This is a genomic window from Litorihabitans aurantiacus (assembly GCF_030161595.1).
Taxonomy (GTDB): domain Bacteria; phylum Actinomycetota; class Actinomycetes; order Actinomycetales; family Beutenbergiaceae; genus Litorihabitans; species Litorihabitans aurantiacus.
Window position 1 is genome coordinate 2,818,265 of sequence record NZ_BSUM01000001.1, and the last position, 20,963, is coordinate 2,839,227.

Below are 20,963 nucleotides of genomic sequence, written 5' to 3' on the forward strand. Positions count from 1 at the left end.
GCTGGGCTGCCACGCGCCGTCGGCGACCCACCCGAACAGCACGTAGATGCCGCCGAAGCCGCCGTCGATCGACTGGAAGCCCGATCCGGTGAGGGTCAGCGTCGTCGGGCCGTCGGGCGAGGCCGTCGCCTCCCCCAGGGGCCCGACGGCGGAGACGCTCGCCCCGGTCGGGCCCGGCTGAGGAGCGGGGGCGGCGACCGCGGGGGCACCCGTGCCGGCCGCGGCTCCCAGCAGCACGCCGGCCCCCGCGAGGGCGAGGGCGGCCCGACGCGGCGTCGATCGAGTGGTGCGGCTGCGCCGTCGAGCGGCGGCGGGTGCAGGGGCGACGGCGCTCATGGCGTGATCTCCTCGTCGACGAGCGGGTGCGGGGCAGGTTCGCGGGTGACCCGTGGGGTGCGCGGCTGCCGCAGCGGCAGCACGATCGGCCCCGGGTGGTCGGGGTGGTGCACGACCTCCACCGGGTGGCCGTAGACCTCGGTCAGCAGCGCGGACGTCAGCACGTCGTCCGGCGGACCCTCGGCGCGGACGCGCCCGCCGCTGAGCAGCACGACGCGGTCGGCGTAGGCCCCGGCGAGGCTGAGGTCGTGCAGGACCACCACGACGGCGGCGCCCCCGTCGACCAGGTGGCGCACCTGCGTCAGCAGCGCCTCCTGGTGGCGGATGTCGAGCGCGGCGGTCGGCTCGTCCAGCAGGAGCACGGGCGTGCGCTGCGCGAGCGCGCGGGCGAACGAGGTCCTGGCCTTCTCGCCGCCCGACAGCGAGGGGAAGCGGCGCGGCGCGAGGTGGGTGACGTCGGCCCGGGACATCGACTCGCCGACCACGGCGTCGTCGTCGTCCTCCGCCGCGGTGCCGCGCCAGGGTGCCCGGCCCATCGCGACCACCTCGGTGACCGTGAACGCGAAGCTCAGCTGGGACTCCTGGACCTGGACCGCGCGCACGCGGGCCAGCTCGCGCACGGGCGTGCGGCGCAGCTCGACGCCGAGCACGGCCACGTCGCCGACCTGCGGCTCGAGGTCGCCGGCGAGCACGGACAGCAGCGTCGACTTGCCCGCGCCGTTGGGGCCGACCAGCGCGACGAGCTCCCCGGGGCGGACCTCGAGCCCGACGCCGTCGAGGATCGTGGACCCGCCGAGCACGACACCGACACCGGACGCGACCATCAGGGGCGCCTCGGGCGACGCCGTGGCGCCCGTCGGGACCGGATCCTGGGGCGACGCCGTCACGACCAGCCCCCGCCCCGCGGCGCGTGCGGCGCAGCAGCCAGAAGAAGAACGGACCACCGATGATCGCCGTCAGCATGCCGATCGGCAGGTCGGCGTAGGGCACGACCGTGCGTGCCACGAGGTCGGCCGCCAGCAGCACGACGGCGCCGCCCAGGACCGCGGCGGGCACGAGCACGCGGTGCGCCGGCCCGACGACCATGCGGATGACGTGCGGCACCACGAGCCCCACGAACGCGATGATCCCGGCGAAGGCGACGGCCGCGCTGGTGGCGACGGCGACCAGCACGATCACGCCGATCCGCAGGCGCTCGACGTCGAGCCCGACGTGCCGCGCGGAGCGCTCGCCGAGCGCGAGGAGGTCGAGCTGCCGCGCCACGAGCGCCGCGCCGACGATGCCGATCACGATCAGCGGTGCGGCGACGGCGACCTGCACCCAGCGCGTCCCGTTCAGCGAGCCGAGCTGCCAGAACACGATCTCCTCGCGCGCCTGGGTGTCCCCCAGGAAGGTCATGAACGCGATGACGGCACCGGCGACGGCGTTGACCGCCACCCCGGTCAGCACCAGGGTGACCACCTCGGTGCGCCCGTTCTGCCGTGCGGTGGCGTAGGCGAGGATCGTCGCGAGCAGGCCCCCGAGGAACGCCGCGAGCGCGACGCCCCACTCGCCCATCGCCGTCCAGCCGAGCACGATCACGAGGCACGCGCCCGCGGCGGCGCCCGAGGAGACGCCGACGACGCCGGGCTCGGCCAGCGGGTTGCCGAAGACGCCCTGCATCAGCACGCCGCCGACGGCGAGGCCGGCCCCGACGAGCACCGCGAGCGTCACGCGCGGGAACCGGACGGTCCACAGCGCGCTCTCGCCGTTGGGGTGCGTCACGGGCACACCGGTCTCGATGCCGACGCGGCGCAGGACCGAGGAGATCACCTCGAGCGGCGGGATGCGCAGCTGGCCGACGCCGGCCGAGACGATCACGAGCACGACGAGCGCGACGGCGAGGCCGAAGAGCAGGAGGGCGATGCGGCGGGCGGGCACGCCGGTGGCGAGGTCGGACCGCCGACGGGCGAGGTGGAGCACGAAGGGGAGCCTACATTAGGTAAGGCACCCCTCATCGCGGTATAAGTAAGGCCTCCGTGCCCAAATTCGGGTACGCCCACCCCCTCGGAGGCCGTCCCCGTGTCCAGAGCACCATCCCTCGCTGCGCCTCGGCGCCGCACCGTCGCGAGCGTCCTCGCCGGCGCCCTCGTGGCCGCCGTCGCCCTCGTGGGCGGCGCCTCACCCGCCACCGCCGTCCCCGCCGACGTCGCGGGCGCCACGCTGTCCTGGGGCGTGAAGCAGTCCTTCCGCGACTACATCGCGAGCCCGATCGCCCGGGGCACGGCGACGACGTCGGGCGGCGTGAGCGGGACGGGTCCCTACACCTGGCCGGCCGGCGCGGGCACGACGGACAACGTCTCGGCCGTGGCCGACGCGCGCTTCTCCGGCGGCGTCCAGTTCTCCGGGCACGACGGGCAGCTCGACGTCCGCCTGACGAACCCGCGCGTGATCATCGAGGGCACGAGCGGCTCGCTGGTGCTCGACTCCTACTCCCGCGCGATGGACGGCACCATCTCCGAGCGCGCCGGCGTCACCTTCGCGACCCTCACCGTGCCCCAGCCCGTCAACGACGCCTCCACCGTGACGTTCTCCGGCGTCGGCGCCACGCTGACCGCCGACGGCGCCGCCGCGTTCGCGGGCTTCTACCCGGCGGGGACGGCCCTCGACCCGCTGAACCTGACGCTGCCGTACACGGTCCCCGCCGCCGCGACGAGCACCGCGCTGGCCTCCTCGGCGAACCCGTCGACCGCCGGCGCGGAGGTCGTCCTCACCGCCACGGTGACGCCGGCCGCGGCCGGTCAGGTGACGTTCCGCGACGGCGCGACGACCCTCGGGACCTCCCCGGTCACCGACGGCACGGCGACCCTGGCCACGAGCGACCTCGCCGCGGGCGACCACTCCGTGACGGCCGAGTTCGTGCCCGCCGACGCCACCCACCTCGGTTCCACCTCCGCCGCGCTGACGCAGGTGGTCGAGGCCGCCGCGCCCGCCCCGGTGTTCGACCCGGCGATCGCGGTCTTCCTGGCCGACGGCGTCACGCCCTACACCGGCCAGCCCGTCTACGACGGCGACTCCCTCGTCGTGAAGGGCTCCGGCTTCGACCCCGCCGCCAACGTCGGCGGCCGCGGCGCACCCATCCCGAACACGCTGCCGCAGGGCAGCTACGTCGTCCTCGGCGCCTTCGCCGAGAGCTGGAAGCCCTCCGCGGGCGCCCCCAGCGCCAGCCGCAAGGTCGTCTCCCAGAAGTGGGCCCTGGCCGAGTCGGTCCTGACCCAGGTCCCCGCGCAGTACCAGAGCGCCATCCGCAACCAGTGGGTGGACATCTCCGCCGAGGGCGACTTCACCGCCACCCTCGCCGTCACCGCCCCCACCGCCACGCCCGCCGCCCCGACCGGGGCCACCTGGGGCGTCTACACCTACGGCGCCGGCGGCGTCACCAACGCCGCGCAGGAGCTCGCCACCCCCGTCAACTACCAGGGCGAGCGGCCCGCCGCCCCGGTCTTCGACCCGGCGATCGCGGTCTTCCTGGCCGACGGCGTCACGCCCTACACCGGCCAGCCCGTCTACGACGGCGACTCCCTCGTGGTGAAGGGCTCCGGCTTCGATCCCGCCGCCAACGTCGGCACCCGCCCGCCGCTCGCTGGCGTCCCGGCCGGCGTCTACGCCGTCCTCGGCAACTTCTCACCGTCCTGGAGGCCGTCGACGGCGGCGCCGTCCTCCCACCGTCGGGTCGCCGACCAGAAGTGGGCCGCCCCGGGTGAGCCCGCGGCACTGGCGGGCAACCCGCAGTACACCCCTGACGGCCGAGGGCACGTTCACCGCGACGCTCGAGGCGAAGGCCCTGACGACCCTGGCGCCCGACGGCGTGTGGGGCGTCTACACCTACCCCGCCTCGGGCGCGACGAACGCGGCGCACGAGCTCGCCGTCGCCGTCGACCACCGCGGCGCGCGCCCGGTCGAGCCGCCGGTCGTCGAGCCGCCGGTCGCGAACCCCGTCATCACGGTCACGCCGAGCACCGACCTCGACCCCGCCGTCGACAACGTCCTGACCGTCTCGGGCACCGGCTACACCGGGCCCGGCGCCGCCGTCGGCGCCTACGTCCTGGTGGGCGAGACCTCGGTCTGGTCCGGGCAGGGCGCCCTCCCGAGCGACGGCTGGGTCGCGCAGATCCACGTCCCCGCCGCACGCTTCTCGGGTGGCGCCTTCACCGCCGAGATCACTGTGCCCGCCGGCGCGCTGGAGGCCGGCAAGACCTACCAGGTCGCCACCTCCGCGGCCCACTGGTTCTCCGTCAGCGACCGCACCCTCGACGCCTTCGCGCCACTCACGGTCAAGGCGGCCGACACCGAGCCGCCGGTGGTCCTGCCCGAGCCCGAGCTCGTCGTGACGCCGTCGACCGATCTCGACCCACGCGGCGCGACGATCACGATCGAAGGCCGCAACTACCGCGACATCGCGCGCGACGACGCCGGTTTCTTCCTGTCCGTCGGTTACGTGACGCCGGGCTGGGAGCCGTCCGAGGGCGGCACCACGGCGCACCGCACCGCCCCCTCGCACTACACCTCGCGTGTGTCCGCCGCCGAGCCCGGCGAGCGCAAGGTCCAGTGGTCGGCGAACGCCGACGGCACGGTGAACTTCACCCAGACCATCGAGATCGACCTCGCCACGCTCGAGGCGAACCTCGCCCAGGTCCGCGAGCGCGGCCGGGCGCTCGAGGGTGCCGAGCTCGCCGTCGTCACATACGGGACCGAGGCGGTCACGGGCCTGCAGCCCGAGAACGAGCTGGCGACGCCGTTCTCGTTCGCGCCGGTGCCGGTCGAGCCCGAGCCGGGCGGCCGACCCGCGATCACGGTCTCGCCGAGCACGGACCTGGATCCCGCCGTCGGGCACGTCCTGACGATCACCGGGACCGGCTTCACGGGTGACGGCGCCGCCAACGGCGCCTACGTGCTGGTGGGTGAGACCTCGGTCTGGTCCGGGAACGGGCCGCTGCCCAGCTCCGGCTGGATCGCCCAGGCCTGGGTCCCGAAGGCCCTCATCACCGACGGCGCCTTCACCACCCGTCTGACCGTGCCCGCCGGCACCCTCGAGGCGGGCAAGAGCTACCACGTCGCCACCTCCGCGGCCCACCAGCTCTCGATCAGCGACCGCACGATGGACGCCTTCGCGCCGGTCACGGTCAAGGTGGCGGACACCGAGCCCCCGGTGACCACGACGCCGGAGATCTCCCTCCCGGCGGCCACCGTGAAGCAGGGCGAGCCGTTCGCGTTCACCGGGACCGGGTTCCTCCCCGGGGAGCAGGTGCGCGGCGTTGTCACCTCGGAGCCGGTCGTCCTCCCGACGCAGACCGCCGACGAGAGCGGCGCGGTCGCCTTCGCGTGGACGGTCCCGGCCGACTTCCCCACGGGTACGCACACGATCACGATGACGTCGGACTCCGCCGAGGTCGCCCGGACCTTCACGGTCGAGGCCGCCGCGGTCGACCCGGGTGAGACCCCGGTCGTGACGCCGCCCGTCACGCCGCCCGGCGCCCAGTGCCAGGCGATCACGGCCGGGTCGGTCACCTGGGGCGTGAAGGAGTCCTTCCGCAGCTACGTCGCCGGACCCATCGCGAGAGGTTCCGTCACCACCAGCGCCGGCGCGACCGCGAGCGGTTCCGCCTACACGTGGGCCGGTGCGACGGGCACCTACTCCCCCGACGCCCGCGCGGGTGAGGCGGCGACGACCGGCACCGTGAGCTTCGACGGCCACGGCGGCCAGCTCGCCCTGCGCCTGAGCGACCCGCGCGTGCAGATCACCTCCCCCACGGAGGCGATCCTCCTCGTGGACGTCTCGAGCAAGGCGCTCACCTCCGGCACCGTGACCGAGACCGACGCGGTCCCGTTCGCGACGCTGGACATCGCGGGAGCCTCCGTCACCCCGGGTGCGATCAGCGTGAGCGGCGCGGCCGCGACGCTGACCGAGGCCGGCGCGGAGAACTTCGCCGGCTTCTACCCGGCCGGCACGGCGCTCGACCCGGTGTCGTTCCAGCTGTCGCTGGGTGCGAGCACCGACTGCGTGCCGCCGACCGTCGTCAACCCCGGCCTGATCGGTGGCGGCAACGGTGGCGGGACCGGCTCCGGTCCCGGTGCGGGCGACGGCGCGGGCGCCCCGGCCACCCCGGCCGGCACGGGTACCGGCGCGTCCGGCACGACCCCGCGCAACGGCGGTTCCGCGGCGCAGCAGTGCGTCGCCCAGGGCGTGGGTGGCGGCACCCTGAGCTGGGGCGTCAAGTCCAGCTTCCGCACCTACGTGACCGGCCCGATCGCCGGCGGTTCGATCACGACGTCGGGCGTGAGCCAGTCCGGCGGCGCGTTCGTGTGGGGCGGCGGCAGCGGCGCCTTCAACGAGGCCGACGCCAAGGGCCGGGTCTCCTACTCCGGCACCGTCGCCTTCGCCGGTCACGGCGGGCAGCTCGACCTGAAGATCAGCAACCCGCGGGTCCAGGTCAACGGCTCTGGCTCGGCCGCCCTGATCGCCGACATCACGTCGAAGGGCCTCAACGCGCCCGACGTCGCGAAGAACGGCGTGACGATCGCGACCCTGGCGCTCCCGGCGTCGTCGACGAGCGGCGGCTCGATCGCCTGGAACGGCGCGTCGGCCACGCTGACGGCAGCGGGCGCGGAGGCGTTCGGCGGCTTCTACCAGGCGGGCACCGCGATGGACCCCGTGTCCTTCTCGTTCCCGCTGGGCGGCGACGTCGAGTGCACCTCCGCCACGGGCACCCTCGCGGACACCGGCGCCGACGCCGTCGGCACCGCGGGCCTCGCGGCTCTCGGCCTGCTGCTGGCCGGCATCGCGCTGGTCGCGGTGCGCCGCCGGAGCGCCACGGCCTGACGCCCGATCGCGCACGACGGCGACCGCTCACCCCTCGGGGTGGGCGGCCGTCGTCGTGTGCGCCTCCGACGTGGCGGGTTCTCGGTCGCTTCTCCTAGGCGATATGGAGTTGAGAGCGTGGGACAACGAGATGGGAGGACAAGGTACCCCCGCAGACTTCAGGCGTCGGGTGGTGCATGTGCTGGCGTCGGGTCGGAGTGTGACGAGCCTGGAAGCCAAACTCGGGTCAGCGACCAGACGATCTACGACTGGCGGCACCAAGACCGCGTGGACCGGGGTGAGATCGATGGGCTGACCGGTTTCGAGAAGGCCGAGTTCCCGCGGCGCATAAGTAGATCGTCGACCCGCAGACCCAGGTGACGGTCGCCACTAAGGCGATGGAAGGGCTCACGGCCGAGGCCGACTTAAAGGTTTCACGGGCGTTGACGTTGTCGCAGCCGACGGGCTCCCGGTCCAGGCTGCTTGCCGGCTGCTGGGCGTGTCGAATCGGGTTACTACTCCTCGCGACGTCAGCTACCCGCGTCGCACGATTTATCACCAAGGATCGGACTCAAGAGGGCAAAATCTACTCCTGCGTTACCCTAAACGCCATCTCGCGCAGAGCGGTCAGCTGGCCAAACGACCTCTCCCCCACCGCAGCACTGACGACCGACGCCCCGGGGATGGCGATCGAGTCACGCCTGCGCGGGTCCTGAAAAACACCGGGCGATCACCGCGACCGCCCAGTTGAATGGAACGAATCTGACCGTGGTTACGCTGGGGTCCCCCGTCACGCCGTCGGGATTAGGCCTTCGGCAGCAGCAACGCCAGGGGGCAGCAGTCGAATGGTTCGCGTCACCGTGTCGTATTCAATGAAGCGACTCTTGTGCAGTTGCTTCAGGACGTCTTTGCGAAAGGACGGAAGTCCGGGGTGTTCAAGCCAGCGGACCAAATCAGCTTCTTGCACGTCACCGGGCTCAGTCAACAAGAGCAAGAGGGTCTGCTGCTTCCAAGTGAGGCCCTTCCGCAATACCCGCTTCTTGTCCTCGTGCGCCCAGACCCACGCGACCTCGCGCTGAACTAGGCAATCCACAACAGCGGTCGCCTCTTCCGTCGTCAGGGCGTGAAGCAACCGTACAAGCTCCGCGACGAGCCACTTGGCCTTGTAGAGCACGACAGTTGCGTCCATGTGGTTCGGGTCGACATCGGCGCCAGCATGGCCCACCCCTCGGTTGCTCCGAACATCATATAGCCCGATCATCATCCGCGGGATCAGGATGCGCGCCGAGCGGCTATTCGGAACCTGCTGGTAGGCGCTCTCCATCTCCCAGCATTTGTTCGGGAACCGGCTCGGCTTCTCGGCGCGCGCGGGATAGGCGCCTCCTTCTAGCCATCCCTTGCAGATGGTGTAGACGGCCTCACACAATTTGCCACCATTAAGCTCCGATGGCTCCCAGCGATGCTCCCGATAGTTTTTAACGATTTCGTTGAACGCGTTCAGCAGATCATCGCGGAGCGTGCTAGGCAGAACGGCCAGCGCGCCCTCCGGCGCTAACGCCACGTCAGGAGCCGTCCTCGCCGCCCAGCATGCCCTGAACGTACCTAAGGCCCTCGTGGGTCACCTTATAGGTCTTGTTCGCCTGGCGACTATTGCCAGACTTCTTCAACTGGATCACTCGTTGCGGCTTCTTACGCATATTACTGCTCAATGCGTCGGTGATGTTGGGGATCGAGTGCCCTAGGTTCTTGAGCTCAGCATTGAGGAGGCGCGAGGCCCACGACTCGCGAGCCTCGTGCACCTGCACCCAATAGGCAGCGACAAGCGCCCTGTCCTCGTTGGTCTTCGGCGAGGCAGCAGCGAACAACTCTGCGAAGTGCTGATAGTTGGGCGCCTCTTCAGCGATCTCGACATCGGTCACTTCTGGAGCAGCAGCCTCGCTGTCGACCGCCGCACTCCCGCCTACCCGTCGAATGGCAGGCGACATGGCCACGTCGTACCTGTCGGCCGCCCATCGCAGAACACGGGCACGCGCGTCCTCCTCCAAGTCCGTGAGTGCCGTTGCAACTGCCGACATAGCCTCGATCTCGGGGTCGCCCATGGTTCCTCCCACTGGTTCATGCGCATCAAGAACATTGCCAATGCTACCACCAGTGCCGAGCATCGTGTTCGATCGACTCACTGCCGTGTCCTCGATCGAGCGAACGATGTCCGCAGAGAAGGCAGCGCCCACCTGTGCAACTCCGTCCGTCGGGCTGCGGCCGCGATACCCAACGACTAACGGTGTGACGAGAACCAGCGATGGCGGTAGCGCGCGGCAGCCAACGCACTCAGCGCGACCAGAAACATCACCACTCGGGCGGCACGGCGGTGCTCACATAGGAGGCGGTGCTCACATAGGAGTTGGCATAGGCGTCGCAACCGTGCTTCTGTCCGCCTCGACGGGCGTCCTCCTCGGAGTCCTGGTGGTGCACGCGTTGCAGACGCTGATGCGGCGGCCCAGCGGATACGGACTCCTGCTCGCCTTCTTCGAGGCAGGGAGCGTCATCGGAGCGCTGCTGATGCCTCGCCTGCGGGAGCGACTGGGGACCCGCCGGTCGCTCCAGACCTCCGCCGCGCTCGGCGCCCTCGCCACTCTCGGCCTGGCCGCGGCACGCGCCCCGGTGCCCGCTGCCGCCGCACTTGTTCTGCTCGGAGTGGCCACCATGACCTGGAACACCCTCGCCGTCACCCTCCGCCAGGAACTGACCCCCGCCACCTCCTGGGGCGTGTCACCAGTGCGTTCACGGTGCTCGGCGTCGGCGCTGCCCCCGTCGCCGCCCCGCTCGGCGGCCTGATCGCCTCGACCGCGACCACGTCGGTCGCGATCGCCGTCGCCGGAGTGCTGTGCGCGCTCGCGAGCGTCGCCCTCGTGCGCCTGCCCGACGTCGACAACGGCGGTCCATCCGTCCAGGACGGTGACTAACGCGGCCGGAACTGGCCGCCGTGTGAGCGTCCCGCGCACCTCTCGTGAAACTCGCCGGGCCGCAGCCGTCCCGCACGCGCCCCGTCGTACGTTCGGAGCTCACCCACACGAGGAGCAGCCCCATGAGCGCCGACGCCTACGACGCCTTCGCCGTCGAGTACGACCGGGAGAACTCCCGCAGCCTGCTGAACTCCTACTACTCGCGGCCCGCCACGCTGGACCTCCTGGGCGACGTCGCCGGCCGCCGCATCCTCGACGCCGGCTGCGGTTCGGGCCCGCTGGCGGCGGAGCTCGTCGCCCGCGGTGCCGACGTCGTCGGGTTCGACGGCAGCCCGGCCATGATCGCGATCGCCCGCGATCGACTCGGCGACGCCGTGCCGCTCACGGTCCACGACCTCGCGCAACCGCTGCCCTACGAGGACGAGACGTTCGACGACGTCGTGGCCTCCCTCGTGCTGCACTACCTCGAGGACTGGTCCGCTCTTCTGGCGGAGATCCGGCGGGTGCTCAAGCCCGGCGGTCGGCTCGTCGCGAGCGTCAACCACCCGTTCGTGCGCCAGTACAACGCCATGGAGGAGAACTACTTCGCCACCTACCGCTACGGCGAGGAGGTGGAGCTCGCCGGTCGCACGACCACCCTGACCTTCTGGCACCGCCCGCTGCAGGACGTCATCCGGGCGTTCGTCGACGCCGACCTCGACCTGCGCGTGGTCGGCGAGCCCCCGCCGTCGCCCGACACCCCGGCCGATCTGCTGCCGCCCCGCATCGCCAGCGGTGAGCGGAGCGCGTTCCTGTGCTTCCTCTTCCTCCGCGCGGACAAGCCGGGGCCGGGCTCAGGACCCGTCGCGGGGTGAGCGCTCCGGCGAGGGCGCGGGCTCCTGGTCGATGCGGACCCAGATCTGACCGCACAGCAGACCGATGGATCCCGCGACCGCCGCGATGACGATCGCCAGCGTGAACGACGTCGCCACGATGACGCCCGCCACGACGAAGAGGGACACCATGAATCCCAGCGCGTTCAGCAGCAGCGAGAACTTGCTCGACCACCGCTGCATGCGTCGCGACCGGGCCGTCGCACCGCCGACGGGCATGCGACGGTCGAGGAAGAGCGCGATGAGGAGCAGCGGCACCACCTGGAGGGCGCCTTCGTACACGAGGGTGGTCACGGCGTCATTCTCCCCGGACTCGTGACGTTCCGCCCCGCGGGCCTGTCGCCCAGCCTCGAGCACCCCTAGGGTCTGCGCATGGGACGCATCGTCATCGAGCAGATCATCACCGCCGACGGGTTCGTGCAGGACTCGGAGGGAGGGATGAAGTTCATGGACGCCGCGCCGATCGACAGCGCCGACTCCGACCAGCTCGAGATGCTCGAGCGCGTCGGTGCGATCGTGCTCGGGCGCAGGACGTACGAGATGTTCGCCGGCTACTGGCCCACGGTCGACCCGGCGGACGAGCCCGTGGCGGCGCCGATCAACTCGCTCCCCAAGCACGTCGTCAGCCGCACGCTCGAGGTCGCTCCCTGGGGTCGGCACGAGGCGGCGATCCTCGAGCGCGCAGGGGCCGTGGCGACGCTCGAACGACTGCGCACCGAGGTCGACGGCGACCTGCTCGTGTGGGGCAGCCTGCAGCTCACGGATGCGCTGTTTCGCGCCGGTCTCGTCGACGTGCTGCGCCTGCGCCAGGTCCCCAGCCTGATCGGGGACGGGCGTGGACCGACCCCCTCCGATCTCGACCAGACCGTCATCACGCAGGTCGCGAGCCACGTGGGGAGCAACTGGGTGACCACCGAGTACGCCGTCCGCTGAGCGGTTGCCGGCTCAGGCCGCGGCGCCCTCGCCCCGGCCGCGGCGGGCGCGCCGCACCCCGATCACGACGGCGACCGCCACCACCAGCGCCACGAGCACCAGCGCCGACCACGGCACGACCACGATCGAGGCGCCCACGACCGCCGGATCCGCGACGCTGCCGTCGACGCCCGTCGTGGTGACCGTCAGGTCCACGTCGACCGGTCCGAGGAGCCACGCGTCTCCGACGTCGAACGCCACCGGCACGGCGCTGCCCGGCATCACCTCGACGGGCTCGGCCGTGCGCGTCACGCTGCCGGTCGGCGAGGAGGCCACGAGCCCCGCGGCCACGACCGCCCGGACGTCGCCGGTGTTCGTCACCGTCGCCGTCACGGTGCCCGACGGCGTCCCCCACGGCACGGGCGAGGGCGACAGGGAGGTGACGACGTCGCTCGCCGCCACCGTCAGCGTCGTCTCACCCGCCACGCGCACGTGGATGCGCGAGCCGAGGCGCCGGTCGAGCCGGACATCGCCGTCGGCCGCCTGGACGAACGACGTCACGATGCCGCCGGGGTGGTCGCCGGGTGCGGCGTCCGCGGGCACGGTCAGCGTGAACGGCACCTCGACCGACTGCGCGCCCTCGAGCGTCAGGGTCGGCGCGGGCGAGGTGACCCAGGTGCCGAGGTCGGTGGACGGCTCGCCGTCGGGCAGCAGGTCGAGGTGGCCCGACGCCGTCGTGAACGCGTCCGCGGCGTAGACCTGCAGCTCGAGCGGTGTCGCGCCGAGGTTCGTGACCACGAGGGCGTCCTCGACGACGTCACCCGGCGCCAGCTCGTAGGCGAAGTTCGGGCGGCCCGCGCCGAGGTCGTTGTCGGCGGGGCGCACGCTCCAGGTGAGGTCGCCGGTGGCGGGCGCAGCCGCCGCGTCGGGGCCCGACGGCGCAGCGAGCGCGAGCGGCGCCGTCGCCGACGCCAGGGTCACGACCGCGACGGCGAGCGCGCGCAGCGCCACCCGCACGGGTGAAGCGCCGGGACGCGGGGCGCGGCGGGACGGGACGGCGGTCATCGCGATCCTCCGGTGACGGGACGTGACGGGACGTAACGGGACGGACGGAGCCCGGGCCGCGCCGTCGTGCGACGACGCGACCCGGGCACCGGCGGTGGATCAGCCCAGCGCGGTCAGCGTGAGCGTGGAGGTGTACGCGCCGGCTGCGGTGCCGGTCGGGGCCAGCAGCGTCAGCGCCGTCGCGACCTCCGCCTGGCCCGCACCCGTCGCCGAGGCGAGCGTGCGCTGCTCCGACAGGCCCGCACCGGACCCGGCCGAGACAGCGGGGCCGGCCTGCAGCCCTGCCGCGGTTCCGGTCGCCGCGGGTGCCCAGCCGAGCGCCGAGGCGGAGAACGAGCTGGCGGCGGAGGCGAAGTCGCTCGCCCGGCCGCTGAGGGACCAGCCGGCGCCGTCGGTGCGCGTGTCGCTCACCGTGATCGCGTGCAGCGACCCGGTGGCCGAGAACCCGGCGTCGCTCGCGCTCGCGCGGCCGAGGCTGACGGCGGACGTGCCGTTGATCGTCCAGGAGAGCGCACCGGGCTCGGGCTCCGGCTCCGGGTCGGTGACGACGGGGACCTCGACCTCGATCGGCACCTCGCCGTCGCCCGGCTCCGGCTCCGGCTCCGGCTCGGGGGTCGTGGCGATCTCCCACGCGACGTCGATCGGCTTGGCGGGCTTCTTCGGGTCGGCCGCGCCGCCCGAGGAGTACCAGTAGGCGGCCTGGCCGGTCTTGCCGTTGAAGTCGACGAACGACTGCGGGAACGCGCCCCACGCGCTGCCGGTGCGGACCTGGTTGACGCCCTCGCCCGACACCTCGACGCCGGCGTAGTCCGGCGTGACCGTGAGGCCCTGGGCCGTCACCTCGACGCCGCTGAGGTCGGCCAGCACGATCTCCTCGGGGGCCAGCGGCACCCACTGGGACATGTCCTCCATGGAGGTGCCGTAGCCCGAGGCGGTCCCGGTCAGCGTGCCCGTGCCGTCGGCGGCGACGGTGAGCTCGGGGTCGCTGACGCTCCAGTAGGTGAGGCCGCCGTAGAAGACGATCGTGAGGTCGCCCTCCCACGCGATCTGCGCGGTGCCGGCCTCGACGTCGACCTGCCCCGTGCCGGCGGCGAAGACGGCGCGGTTGGCGGTGGTACTGCCGGGCTGCGGCGTGACGTTGCCGCTCCCGGAAGGGTTCTGGCACTTGGTCGCCCACGTCGGCGCGACGTACCCGGCCGGCGAGTTCTTCTCGATCGAGACGTTGCCCTCGGAGGGCTTGTAGAAACCGTCCGCCTCGGTCCACAGGCGGGAGGAGCCCGTGTCGCCGGCCAGGCCGGCCGTGAGGAAGTTGCAGCCGCCGAAGTAGGCGCCGCCGCCGGACTCGTCGTTGAGGGCCCAGGTGAGGCTGACGCCGTCGACGGACGACGGTGCCGCGGAGGCCGGCGCGGCGAGGGCGAGCGCGGAGCCGGACGCGAGCGCCGCCGTCGCGACACCGGCACCGATCCGGCGCAGCACCGGCAAGGCGTGGAGGGATCTCATCGGGTGGTTCTCCTTCGTGGTGTGGTGGCGCCCCGGACGGGACGCCGCTGGGTGGACGAGCGCGGGGCGGGTGGTCAGGTGGCGCGGGACCACGGGAGGACGAACCACCCGCGCGGGAAGCCGACGACGGCGAGCGAGCCGAGGCCGAACACCCCGGTGAGCGCGAGCGCCAGCCGCTCCGCCGGGTCGACGCCGGCGGGCGCACCGCCCGGGATGAGGGCGCGGTCGGGCAGCGCAGTCTCGGCCGGGAGCACCTGCGGCAGCGCGAGCGGCACGCCGTCGGCCGCCGCGACCACGGGGGTGGGCGCCACGGGCCCCGCCGGCGCCGCGCGGCCGCGGTTCGCGCCGTTCGCGGTGCCCGACGGCGACGACCCACCGCCGGCGGTACCCGCGCCGTCGCCGTCCGCGCCGATGCCGGCTCCCGCGCCGCCGCCCGGCCCGGTCAGCGACGGCAACCCGCCGCCGGCCCCGCCGTCGGGCCGCACCGCGCCGGACGAACCCTCGCCGCTGTCGACCGGGTCGGCGGCGTCGTAGCTGACGTAGAGCGTGGTGGCGGGCTTCGCCGGATCGCGCAGACCGCCGGAGGAGTACCAGTAGGCCAGCTGCCCCGTCTGGGCCTGGAAGTCGACGAAGCTCTGCGGGAACGACCCGGCGCTGGGCGTGCCGGTGACCTGCGGCGTCGCGCCCGCGGGGAGGGTGACACCCACGCCGAGGTAGCGCGGCAGCGTCGAGAAGCCGGTCCGCGTGGCGGGGACGTCGGCGAGGTCGGCAAGCACGACGCGCGTGGCGGGCAGCGCCGTCCACCGGCTCATGTCCTCCATGTCGGTGCCGTACCCGCCGGCGGTCGCGCTGAGGGTGCCGCGGCCGCCCGAGATCTCCAGCACCGGGTCGGAGAACCACCAGTAGGTCAGGCCGCCGTAGAACACGACCGTCACGCCGCCGTCCCACTCGATGCGCACGTCGCCGCTGTCGGGATCGACGGTGCCGGTGCCGCCGTCGATCACGGCCTCGATGCCCGTACCGACGAACGAGCTGGAGCTGACGGGGCTGCCGGTCGGGTCGAGGCAGCGGTCGGCGAACGGGACGGCGCGGCGCTGCGTCAGGCCGCCGTCGGTCGCGTACGGCTTCTCGATGGTGACGGCGCCGTCCGTGGTCGCGTAGAAGCCGTCGGCCTCGCTCCACACCCGGCCGCCGCCCGTGTCCCCCACCTCGCCGGCGGACAGGAAGTTGCAGCCGCCGAAGAAGGCCCCGGAACCGGCCTCGACGTTCAGACCCCAGCGCAGCTGGGCGTCCGTGATCGTCAGGGCCTCGGGGGGCGTCCCGGTGGCGGGGATCTCGACCTGGAGGCGGACGTCGGCGGCGGCCGGGGTCGCGAGCGCACCGATCGTCAGCGCGGCGGCGGCGGTCGCGGTCAGAAGGCCGGCGACGGCGGCGGCCCCGCGGGTCCGGTCCGGTCGACGGCTCACGAGGTGCCCCCGGTCGTGACGGACCGGCGCACCCGCGGGAGGGTCGCCGTCGACGACGCGTCCTGATCGGCGGGTGCGGGCGGTGCGGGCGGCACGGGCGGCACCGCCGGCAGCGCCTCCAGCGTCTCGGTGGCCGGAGCCCGCACCGGCTCCCACGGTGCCGACCTCGTGGGCGGCTCCTGCTCGGCGGGCGCGCCGGGCTCGTCGGAGGACGCGGCCGCGGCCACCGCCGCGGCGCGGGCCGCCCGCCGCCGTCGCCGTCGGCGGACCAGGGCGGTGACGCCCGAGACGATCAGGAGCGCGAGCAGCAGGAGGCCCGCCCCGGCCGCCGCGAGGAACGGCCACCCCGGGCCGGCCTCGGCCGCGGCGGCCGCGTCCTGCGCCGCGGCGGCGGCCAGCACCGGGTCCGCCACGACCGTGAGCAGGACCTCGGGCGTCTCGCCCGAGGCTGCGCCGACGAGCGAGAGCGTGTGCGAGCCCGTGCGGATGTCGGCGGGGAGCGTGACGACGCCCGCGACCTCGCCGGCGGCACCGGCGACGAGCGGACCCGCCGCGGCGAGCCCGCCGCTGAGCGAGGCCACGACCTGCTCCCCCGGCGTGAAGCCCTGCCCGGTGAACGCCACGACGCGGCCGACGACGACGGTGCGAGCCTCCACGCCGAGCGTCGCCGGGGCGCGGGGCGCCGCTTCCTCGTCGGAGCCCTCCGCCGCCTCGCCCTCGCCCGCCGCGGCGTCGCCCTCGGCCTCGGCGGCTCCGGCGTCGGTCGCACCCGCGGGGGCGGCTCCGTCGTCGGACGATCCCTGCTCGCTGCCGGCCGAGGTGCCGGCCGCGGGCCCGCCCGAGCTCGCACCGGCGTCGGGCGCGCCCGCCCCGCCGGTGGCCGCGAACGTCACCGGCGTGAACGTCTCGTTGGTCGCGTTCTTGACGCCGTGCGCGCCGATGGTGATGACGCCGCAGGTGACGGCGCGGCAGTCGACCTCGGTGGGCGCGTTCGACCGGTCGAGCCCGGTGAAGACCGGACCGGGGACCACGAGCGAGGCCGACCAGGTGCCGTCGGCGGCGAGCGTGCCGTGGGCCTCCCCGCCGTCGAGCTGCCGGGGAACGCGATGAAGCGGCTGTACCCGGCGTTCTGGCCGGACTCGGCGTCGGGCACGTAGACGTAGCTCTGCCCGGTGGCGCCGCCGTTGCTCGGGGCCCAGCCGCCCCCGGTCGGGTCGTCGACCCAGCCGAACAGCACGTAGATGCCGCCGAAGCCGCCCTGGACGGACTGGAAGCCGGAACCGCTCAGGCGCAGCGTGGTCGCGCCGTCGACCGCGGCGGTGGCCGTGCCCAGGTCGCTCGTGACCGCGACCCGGCCGACGGCGGCGGCGGGCTGCGCCGTCGTGGCCGTGAGCGCGCCCGCGCCGAGGACGGCGAGGCCGAGCGCGGCAGCGAGCGCACGGCCGATGCGGCTGGACCTCGCCACGGGGCGGCGGCGCGCGCTCACGAGGCGACCTGCGCGGCGTCGGGCGCGTAGAGGGCGACGGCGAGGGCCTCGAGCACCTCGGCGCTCGCCGGGCCGAAGCTGAGGATCTCCGTGTCGGCCATGTCGACGAAGCGGCGGTTCTCCCCGGCCGGCGTGCTCGCGAGGGCGGGGACCGCCTCGAGGAGGCCGTCGACGCCGCCGGTCGACTCGAGCCCCTTCGTCATGAGCAGCACGACCTCGGGCTGCATCGCGATGAGGCCCTCGTCGGTGACGGGCTGCATGCCGGTCCAGCCGATCTCGGTGGCGACGTCGACGCCGCCCAGGCCCGTGATCAGGGAGTCGGTGCCCGAGCCCTGGCCGAACAGGTAGTAGATCCCGGAACCGCCGCGCACGTAGAGGAACACGGTGCGCAGGCCCTCGCCGGCCGGCGGAGCGATCTCGGCGATCTCGGCGCGCGCCGTGTCGATCCGCTCCTGCGTGCGCTCGGCGAGCGCCTCGCCCTCGTCGGGGAGCCCGACGGCGGCCGCCACCTGGCGGATGAGGTCGTCGACCGTCTCGAGGCTGCGCTCGGCGTCGACCACGACGACGGGGATCCCTGCCTCGCGCATCTGCAGCACGACGTCCCACGGTCCGAGCGAGGTGTCGGTGATGATCAGCGTCGGGGCCAGCTCGAGGATCGCCTCGGCGTTGAGCTCGTGCCCGCTCGGGGTGACGAGCGGGAGGTGGCTGACCTCGGGGAAGGCCGAGGAGGTGTCGCGGCCGACGAGGTTCTCGCCCAGGCCCAGCTCGTAGACCGTGCGGGCGGTGGAGCCGTACAGGTCGAGCGCGAGGATGCGGCTCGCGTCGTGCACGGTGACCGAGGTGCCCTGCGCGTCGGTGACGGTCAGCGGCAGCTCGGGCTCCGGGTTCTCGGCGATCGGGTCGACCGAGGCGGACGCGAGGCGAGCGGTGCTGGGGCCGACGTAGGAGTGCGGGTCCGCGACCGGCTGGACGTCGGCGAGGGTCGGGCCGCCGGGGGCCGCCGGGTCGTCACCTCCCTCGGGAGCTCCGCCGCCGCACGCCACGAGCAGGGCGAGGACGGGTACCAGGGCGAGCATCCGCGCGCGCCCGGACCACGAAGAACCGTTCGACATGCAGGTGAGCCTACCCTCACCCAGGCAAGCCTTACCTGTGACCTGCGTCGCGAGGCACTTCGGGGCACCGGCGAGAGACTTCGGGACACTCGCGAGAGACTTCTCGCGTGAGCAGCGCCCCCGACACCCCCGCGACCCTCGCCCTGGACGCGGCGGGCACCTCCTTCACCGCCCACACCTACGACCACGACCCGCGCGCCACCTCCTTCGGACTCGAGGCCGCGGAGAAGCTCGGCATCGATCCCGCGCAGGTCTACAAGACCCTGATGGTCGACGTCGACGGCGCCCTCGTCGTCGCGATCGCCCCCGTCGCCGGGCGCGTCGACCTCAAGGAGGTGGCGCGCGCCGTCGGCGGCCGACGTGCGGCGATGGCCGATCCGGCGCAGGCGCAGCGCCGTACGGGCTACGTCGTCGGCGGCATCTCCCCGATCGGGCAGAAGACGCACCACCGGACCGTGCTCGACTCCTCCGCGATCCTGCTCGAGACCCTGCTCGTCTCCGGCGGCCGCCGCGGCCTGGACCTCGAGCTGGCACCGGACGACCTGCTCGCGATCACCGGTGGGGAGTACGCCGACATCGCCCGGGACTGATGTCATCACCCGGGTCTACCCTCGCGCCATGAGCGACGACGCCGACCTCCTCCCCTGGCTCCTCGACACCGATCCAGCCCTGCGGTGGCAGGTGGAGCGCGACCTCGCGGACGAGCCGGAGAGCGTGTGGTCCGCGACCCGCGCCCGCACCGCCACCGAGGGCTTCGGCGCCCGTCTGCTCGCGCTGCAGGACCCCGAGGGCTCGTGGGCGGGCGGCGCCCACTTCCCCACCCGCCGCGACGACCGCGCGCTCCGCACCCCGGAGAGGATGACGCGCAGCCGTGGACGGCGACGTCGTGGAGCCTCGCCTCCCTGCGGGAGTGGGGCGTGCCGGCGTCCGCGCTGGGCGACACCGCCGACCGCATCCGCGCGAATGTGCGCTGGGAGTACGAAAACCTGCCCTACTGGGACGGCGAGACGGACGTGTGCATCAACGCGAGCACGCTCGCGAGCGGTGCGTGGCTCGGGACCGACGTCGAGCCGATCGTCGCGTTCTTCACCGAGCACCAGCTGGCCGACGGCGGGTGGAACTGCGAGTGGGTGGAGGGGTCGACGCGCTCGTCCTTCCACTCCACCCTGAACGCCCTGCGCGGCATGCTCGCGTGGGAGCAGCTGACTGGCCGCGACGACCTGCGCGAGGTCCGCCTGCGCGGTCAGGAGTACCTGCTCGAGCGCCGCCTCCTGACGCGGGCGAGCACCGGTGAGCGCGTCGGCCCGTGGGTCGAGCACCTCGTCCACCCCGTGCGCTGGATCTACACGGCGCTCGGCGCGCTCGACCACCTGCGGAACGCGGGGGTGCACGACGGCGTCGCCCCCGACCCGCGTGCGGCCGACGCCGTCGCCGTGGTCCGCGAGGCCCGGCGCGACGACGGCACCTGGGCCCCCAACGTGCGCCTCGCGGGCGAGCGCTGGTTCGAGGTCGACGTCGAGAAGGGCGAACCCTCGCCGTGGCTGACGTTCACCGCGCTGCGCGCGCTGCACTGGTGGGACGAGGCGCACGACGGCGAGGCGTGAGCCGGCAGCGCGCGGACCGGCACCTCGTGAGCGGCGCATCGTCGCCTACGGTCGGACGGTGAGCATCCTCGACGGCGCCCCCGCCCATCAGCCGCGACGTCGCAGGCGAGGCCGCGGCGTCGTCGCCCTCCTCGTGGCGCTGCTGATCCTGGCAGGTCTGGCCGTGGCAGCCGACCGCATCGTGGTGGGCCAGGTCGAGCAGCAGGTCGCGACCGGGCTCGAGGACGGGCTGGCGGCCACGAACGTCACCGCGGAGGTCGACGGCGTCCCGTTCCTCACGCAGCTCGTCGCCGGCGAGATCACCCGCGTCGACATCACCGCCGACTCCGCTGTGCTCGAGGACATCCCGTTCACCGACGTCGACGCCGTCGTCGGCGCCATCGCGTTCGACCTGGGCACGCGTGAGATCGGCCGGGCGGGCGACCTCACGGCGTCGGGGACGCTCGCGACCGCGGACCTGCAGAACCTGCTGGAGCGCGAGCTCACGGATCTCGACGTGACGCTCGCGACGCGCGACGGCGCCGTCGTCGCCGCCACCGAGGTGGTCGGTGGCCTCACGCTCGAGGCCCGGCTGACGCCCCGGGCGGCCGACGGGAGCATCGCCGTCGACGTCGAGACCGTCACGATCGCCGACCTCGAGGTCTCCGTCGACGACCTGCCGAACGCCCTCGCGCAGCGCCTGACCGACCTGCGCGTCGACGTGCCCGGCCTCCCCGACGGGCTGGGCATCACGAACCTGGACGTGATCGACGCCGGTGTCCGCGTCACGGTCGCGGGCACCGACGTCGACCTCACCGGTGTGAGCTGAG

The 20,963-nt window shown here is 73.5% G+C and carries 17 protein-coding genes and 4 pseudogenes; 9 read left to right on the forward strand and 12 right to left on the reverse strand.

From position 1 onward, the window contains the following. Nucleotides 1-332: 332 nt before the first annotated feature. Nucleotides 333-1,160, reverse strand: a complete 828-nt coding sequence (locus tag QQK22_RS13435; protein WP_284251444.1) for a heme ABC transporter ATP-binding protein — start codon at nt 1,158-1,160, stop codon at nt 333-335. Nucleotides 1,161-1,308: 148 nt separating this feature from the next. Next, nucleotides 1,309-2,298 (reverse strand): annotated as a pseudogene (locus QQK22_RS13440) (FecCD family ABC transporter permease); the annotation flags it as partial. A gap of 252 nt (nt 2,299-2,550) precedes the next feature. Here QQK22_RS13440 and QQK22_RS19375 point away from each other — a divergent pair. After that, nucleotides 2,551-2,937, forward strand: a pseudogene (locus QQK22_RS19375) (HtaA domain-containing protein); the annotation flags it as partial. A 23-nt stretch (nt 2,938-2,960) separates the two neighbouring features. Here the strand turns inward: QQK22_RS19375 and QQK22_RS13445 are convergent. Then, the gene (locus tag QQK22_RS13445) at nt 2,961-3,089 is read right to left on the reverse strand and encodes a hypothetical protein (RefSeq protein ID WP_284251445.1); all 129 of its coding nucleotides are present in this window, start codon (nt 3,087-3,089) and stop codon (nt 2,961-2,963) included. Between the two features lie 7 nt (nt 3,090-3,096). Here QQK22_RS13445 and QQK22_RS19380 point away from each other — a divergent pair. Further along, a pseudogene (locus QQK22_RS19380) lies at nt 3,097-3,231 on the forward strand (Ig-like domain repeat protein); the annotation flags it as partial. A 248-nt stretch (nt 3,232-3,479) separates the two neighbouring features. Here the strand turns inward: QQK22_RS19380 and QQK22_RS13455 are convergent. Continuing rightward, on the reverse strand, nt 3,480-3,719 hold the full coding sequence (locus QQK22_RS13455) for a hypothetical protein (protein WP_284251448.1): 240 nt from the start codon (nt 3,717-3,719) through the stop codon (nt 3,480-3,482). A 356-nt stretch (nt 3,720-4,075) separates the two neighbouring features. Here QQK22_RS13455 and QQK22_RS13460 point away from each other — a divergent pair, with 356 nt between their 5' ends. Continuing rightward, the gene (locus QQK22_RS13460; protein WP_284251449.1) at nt 4,076-7,195 is read left to right on the forward strand and encodes an HtaA domain-containing protein; all 3,120 of its coding nucleotides are present in this window, start codon (nt 4,076-4,078) and stop codon (nt 7,193-7,195) included. Between the two features lie 769 nt (nt 7,196-7,964). Here QQK22_RS13460 and QQK22_RS13465 read toward each other — a convergent pair. Then, nucleotides 7,965-8,735, reverse strand: a complete 771-nt coding sequence (locus tag QQK22_RS13465) for a hypothetical protein (protein ID WP_284251450.1) — start codon at nt 8,733-8,735, stop codon at nt 7,965-7,967. 1 nt (nt 8,736) lies between these two features. Further along, entirely contained in the window at nt 8,737-9,405 is a 669-nt protein-coding gene (locus QQK22_RS13470; protein ID WP_284251451.1) for a hypothetical protein, read from the reverse strand. A gap of 190 nt (nt 9,406-9,595) precedes the next feature. Here QQK22_RS13470 and QQK22_RS13475 point away from each other — a divergent pair, with 190 nt between their 5' ends. Both QQK22_RS13475 and QQK22_RS13480 read left to right on the forward strand, forming a co-directional pair. After that, nucleotides 9,596-10,009: an MFS transporter gene (locus QQK22_RS13475; protein ID WP_284251452.1), complete on the forward strand. Its 414-nt coding sequence runs from the start codon at nt 9,596-9,598 to the stop codon at nt 10,007-10,009. 250 nt (nt 10,010-10,259) lie between these two features. Next, the gene (locus QQK22_RS13480) at nt 10,260-10,991 is read left to right on the forward strand and encodes a class I SAM-dependent methyltransferase (protein ID WP_284251453.1); all 732 of its coding nucleotides are present in this window, start codon (nt 10,260-10,262) and stop codon (nt 10,989-10,991) included. Here the strand turns inward: QQK22_RS13480 and QQK22_RS13485 are convergent. After that, on the reverse strand, nt 10,971-11,303 hold the full coding sequence (locus QQK22_RS13485) for a hypothetical protein (protein WP_284251454.1): 333 nt from the start codon (nt 11,301-11,303) through the stop codon (nt 10,971-10,973). The two genes, QQK22_RS13480 and QQK22_RS13485, sit on opposite strands and share 21 nt — an antisense overlap. 78 nt (nt 11,304-11,381) lie before the next feature. On the opposite strand from QQK22_RS13485, the gene QQK22_RS13490 reads away from it, so the two are divergent. After that, entirely contained in the window at nt 11,382-11,942 is a 561-nt protein-coding gene (locus tag QQK22_RS13490; protein WP_284251455.1) for a dihydrofolate reductase family protein, read from the forward strand. Between the two features lie 12 nt (nt 11,943-11,954). Here QQK22_RS13490 and QQK22_RS13495 read toward each other — a convergent pair whose 3' ends face one another. The 5 genes from QQK22_RS13495 to QQK22_RS13515 form a co-directional block, all read right to left on the reverse strand. Continuing rightward, nucleotides 11,955-12,986: a WxL protein peptidoglycan domain-containing protein gene (locus QQK22_RS13495; RefSeq protein WP_284251456.1), complete on the reverse strand. Its 1,032-nt coding sequence runs from the start codon at nt 12,984-12,986 to the stop codon at nt 11,955-11,957. Between the two features lie 99 nt (nt 12,987-13,085). Next, entirely contained in the window at nt 13,086-14,486 is a 1,401-nt protein-coding gene (locus QQK22_RS13500) for a hypothetical protein (RefSeq protein WP_284251457.1), read from the reverse strand. Nucleotides 14,487-14,560: 74 nt separating this feature from the next. Further along, nucleotides 14,561-15,952, reverse strand: coding sequence for a hypothetical protein (locus QQK22_RS13505; RefSeq protein WP_284251459.1), 1,392 nt, complete (start codon nt 15,950-15,952; stop codon nt 14,561-14,563). After that, entirely contained in the window at nt 15,949-16,983 is a 1,035-nt protein-coding gene (locus tag QQK22_RS13510; protein WP_284251460.1) for a hypothetical protein, read from the reverse strand. The genes QQK22_RS13505 and QQK22_RS13510 overlap by 4 nt, the downstream gene beginning before the upstream one ends. A gap of 451 nt (nt 16,984-17,434) precedes the next feature. Next, on the reverse strand, nt 17,435-18,550 hold the full coding sequence (locus tag QQK22_RS13515) for a heme/hemin ABC transporter substrate-binding protein (protein ID WP_284251462.1): 1,116 nt from the start codon (nt 18,548-18,550) through the stop codon (nt 17,435-17,437). 107 nt (nt 18,551-18,657) lie between these two features. Between QQK22_RS13515 and ybaK the strand changes: the two genes are divergently transcribed. The 3 genes and pseudogenes from ybaK (at nt 18,658) to QQK22_RS13530 (ending at nt 20,962) form a co-directional block, all read left to right on the forward strand. Next, nucleotides 18,658-19,140: a Cys-tRNA(Pro) deacylase gene (gene ybaK / locus QQK22_RS13520; protein ID WP_284251463.1), complete on the forward strand. Its 483-nt coding sequence runs from the start codon at nt 18,658-18,660 to the stop codon at nt 19,138-19,140. 28 nt (nt 19,141-19,168) lie between these two features. Then, a pseudogene (locus tag QQK22_RS13525) lies at nt 19,169-20,154 on the forward strand (prenyltransferase/squalene oxidase repeat-containing protein). Between the two features lie 58 nt (nt 20,155-20,212). Next, the gene (locus tag QQK22_RS13530) at nt 20,213-20,962 is read left to right on the forward strand and encodes an LmeA family phospholipid-binding protein (RefSeq protein ID WP_284251465.1); all 750 of its coding nucleotides are present in this window, start codon (nt 20,213-20,215) and stop codon (nt 20,960-20,962) included. The last annotated feature ends 1 nt before the right edge of the window (nt 20,963 follow it).